Below are 2,430 nucleotides of genomic sequence, written 5' to 3'. Positions count from 1 at the left end.
GTCGGTGACTCGGCGGCGGCGCAGCGGCTGGCCTCCCGCGCGGTCGCCGCCTATCGCCCGACGCGACGTCGCTGACCACGGCCTGCCGGACCCCCGCTGACCACGGCTTGCCGGGCCCAACGGCCGCCCGCGTCCCCGACCGAGGCCAGCCCCAGCATCCGGGAGCGCGACCGCCACCGGGCCAGGGACCTGCGCGGTCGGAGCGGAAGCGCGACCGGCGACCGGCACCGGGCCGGGGTCTGCGCGGTCAGAGCCAGTCGAACCATTCTCGGGGCAGCAGGCTGTAGCCGACGAAAGCGAAGATGTCGAGCAGGGCGTGCGCCACGATCAACGGCATCACCCGGCGGGTACGCAGGTAGAAGAGGCTGAACACGACGCCCATGACCGCGTTGCCGATGAACGCGCCGAAGCCCTGGTAGAGGTGGTAGGAGGCACGGAGAAGGGCGCTGGTGGCGATGATCGCGCCGACTCGCCACTGGAGCTGCCGTAGCCGGGTCATCAGGTAGCCGACCACGATCACCTCTTCCAGGATCGAGTTCTGGAAGGCGGCGAGGATCAGCACCGGCACGGTCCACCAGAGGTCGGGCAGCGCGGCCGGCACCACGGTGGCGTTGATGCCGAGTTGGGCTGCCGCCCAGAACAGCACCAGGCCGGGGAGCCCGATCAGTGCCGCCAGCCCGGCTCCCTGGGCGATGTCGGCCCAGGGTCGTCGGGCGTCCAGGCCGAGGGTGCGTACCGGGTCGCCGGGGTCGCGGGTGAGCAGGTGTACGGCGAGCAGCACCGGCAGCAGCGCGAAGACGATGCCGAGCAGTTGGTACGTGAGGTCGAGGTACGGCCGGGCCGACGCGGAGGTGTTCAGCGCGGCGGTCTGCCGGGAGAGTCCGCCCTCGGCGGTCAGCTTCGCGATGATCGAGACGGTGGCGTAGACGGCCGACTGGCCGAGCGAGAGGCCGAGCACGAGCATCGTCTCGGTGCCGAGTGTCCGACGGGACGTCGGGCTGGTCAGCTCTGCGGTCACCGCACCACTGTGCCCGACCGTCTGCCCTGGTGGCATCCGGGTGTCACTGAGCGCGCCTCACGTCGGATCGCACATTCTGTGCGACCCACATGCACGCTCCGTGGACATTCTATCGGTGTTCCCGATCCCCGCCGGCAGAAGAAGGAGCGCTCCCAGGTGGACAACTTCGCGCGGCTGCTGAAGGAGAGCTGGGCCCTGGTCGAGGAGGATCGGGCCCGGTTGACGGACCACTTCTACGCGCGGGTCTTTCTCCTCGACCCGGAGCTGCGCAAGCTGTTCCCGGTGCAGATGTCCGGGCAGGGTGACCGGCTCCTCGAAGCGATCATCGCGGCGATCCACACCGTGGACGACCCGGAGGGGTTCGACGAGTTCCTGCGGGCGCTGGGCAGGGACCACCGCAAGTACCACGTCGACGCGGCGCACTACGACACGATGGGTGTCGCGTTGTTGGACGCGTTGCGTAGCACCGCCGGGGACGGCTGGAACCTGGAGTACGACCAGGCGTGGCGGGACGCGTACGCGGCGATCGCCGAGAAGATGCTGGCCGGGGCGGCGGCGGACGACAACCCGCCGTTCTGGCACGCGGAGGTGCTGACCCACCGGCGGTACGGCTCGGACACCGCCGTCTTCACCTGCCGCGCGTTGCAACATCCGCTGTCCTGGAAGGCCGGCCAGTACGTCAGCGTGGAGGCGCCCCGGCACCATCCCCGGGTGTGGCGGACGTACTCGGTGGCGAACGCTCCGAACGACGACAACGTGCTGGAGTTCCACGTGCGTACGCCGCCGGAGGCGGCCGGCTGGGTCTCGGGTGCGCTGGTCCGCCGGATCAAGCCGGGTGACCTGCTGCGGGTGGCCGCGCCGATGGGGTCGATGACGTTGGACCGCGCGTCGGAGCGGGACATCCTCTGTGTCGCCGGTGGGGTCGGGCTGGCGCCGGTGAAGGCCCTGGTGGAGGAGTTGGCCGGCTACAACCGGGCACGCTGGGTGCACGTCTTCTACGGTGCCCGTACCGAGGCGGACCTGTACGGTCTCGACCAGTTGCGGGAGCTGGTGGCGGCACATCCGTGGCTGTCGGTGACGCCGGCGTGCAGCGACGACCCTGACTTCGACGGCGAGCAGGGTGACATCTCCGAGGTGGTGGCCCGCTACGGGCCGTGGACCGCGCACGACTGCTACGTCTCCGGCTCCGCCTCGATGGTCCGGTCGACGTTGCGGGTGCTCGCCGCCGACGACGTCCCGCCTCAGCAGACCAGGTACGACACCTTCGGCAACCTGTAGAGCTTTTCTCCCCCCGAGCCGGGGCGCGTGCCCCTGCCCCCTGGGGCACGCGCCCCGGCCCTCCCTGATCGGGCGGACCGGCACCGCCCGCGCCACCGCGCCCGTCCGGCCGTCGTTCCCACCCGGGCGGGCGC

2 protein-coding genes are annotated in these 2,430 nt (G+C 71.1%); one reads left to right on the top strand and one right to left on the bottom strand.

Going from position 1 to position 2,430, the window contains the following annotated elements:
- Positions 1-247: 247 nt before the first annotated feature.
- Positions 248-1,054 (bottom strand): CPBP family intramembrane glutamic endopeptidase, encoded by an 807-nt coding sequence (locus EYA84_RS30550; RefSeq protein ID WP_387264369.1) that lies wholly within the window; start codon positions 1,052-1,054, stop codon positions 248-250.
- 120 nt (positions 1,055-1,174) lie between these two features.
- Here EYA84_RS30550 and EYA84_RS30545 point away from each other — a divergent pair, with 120 nt between their 5' ends.
- Positions 1,175-2,296, top strand: coding sequence for a globin domain-containing protein (locus tag EYA84_RS30545; RefSeq protein WP_131057683.1), 1,122 nt, complete (start codon positions 1,175-1,177; stop codon positions 2,294-2,296).
- The last annotated feature ends 134 nt before the right edge of the window (positions 2,297-2,430 follow it).

Source organism: Verrucosispora sp. SN26_14.1 (assembly GCF_004307965.1).
In the GTDB taxonomy this organism is placed as follows: Bacteria; Actinomycetota; Actinomycetes; order Mycobacteriales; family Micromonosporaceae; genus Micromonospora.
This window is presented reverse-complemented; position numbering and strand designations above follow the sequence as displayed.

Coding starts and splice junctions, on each gene's coding strand:
- EYA84_RS30550 (WP_387264369.1), bottom strand. CDS start 1,054: ATGCCACCAGGGCAGACGGTCGGGCACAGTGGTGCGGTGACCGCAGAG.